Origin of the sequence: Paenibacillus agaridevorans, from assembly GCF_003112455.1 — a bacterium.
Classification (GTDB): domain Bacteria; phylum Bacillota; class Bacilli; order Paenibacillales; family Paenibacillaceae; genus Pristimantibacillus; species Pristimantibacillus agaridevorans.
Genome location: NZ_BDQX01000069.1, coordinates 21,996 through 22,852, shown reverse-complemented (window position 1 = coordinate 22,852; position 857 = coordinate 21,996). Strand labels below are relative to the sequence as shown.

Annotated in this window: 1 protein-coding gene; it reads right to left on the bottom strand. The window is 59.5% G+C overall.

Annotation, left to right across the window (positions count from 1 at the left end):
- Window positions 1-857 (bottom strand): helix-turn-helix domain-containing protein (locus PAT3040_RS07530; RefSeq protein ID WP_181376489.1); only part of this gene is annotated, 857 nt, incomplete at both ends.

Here is an 857-nt window from a genome sequence, read left to right as displayed (position 1 = left end):
CAATGTCTCCGATCGGCAGCGTCTGCTCCTTCAGCAGCCGACATGCTTCGTCCAGCCGCAGCCGCTCCAAATATTCGGAGAAGGTTACGCCTAGCTGCTCCTTCAGGAAGATGGACACATAGCTTTCGGATTGCTTGAATTCGCCGGCCAGCATGCCGAGGCTGAGATTGCTGTCCTTATAGTTCTCGCCGATGTAGGCCTTCATCCCTTCGAGCATGTCCTCGAACTTCGAGTTCTTCTGCCGCTTGATCCGCACGCAGACGGCGAGCAGCTGTTTCGAGACGCGCGCAAAGCTGTACTCCTCCGCCGCGTCGGGCTCCGGCCCGCTCTGCCCGTCCAGCATAGTCTCGTCGTCGCCGGACAAATAATCGAGCTGCCCGCTCAGTTTTTGAAGCGTGCCTTGCATTTCCGCGATCAGCTGTTTTTTGCGCCGCGGACTTAGCTGCCGGACCCCGATATTTTGCGTTTCGATATGCTCCAACAGCCTTCCCAGCACCACGTCGTCTCCCGCTCTGACCGCATTCATAAGCTTCAGCTCCAGATCCGGCGGATAATAATAATGGCTGGAATGCCGGCTGATGCAATCGTAGCGCGCCAGCTTCTGGGCGGCGTCCGGATCCTCGTGCTCCAGCGCCTGACACGCCTCGTTGTACGAGCTCCATGCGTCCATGACGCGATGGTACGCCTGTCCGACGCCGATGGAGGTCATGAGGGCAAGCTCGTCCAGGAAGATTTCCTGCAGCTGCCGAAGCTGCGCGATCCTCCGCTCGAACGCCTCCCCGTCCGGTCCGCGGAAGAAGAACACGACGGCGAGCTTCTCGCCTTTCAGGTCATGGACGAACGTCCCCTCTCCAAGC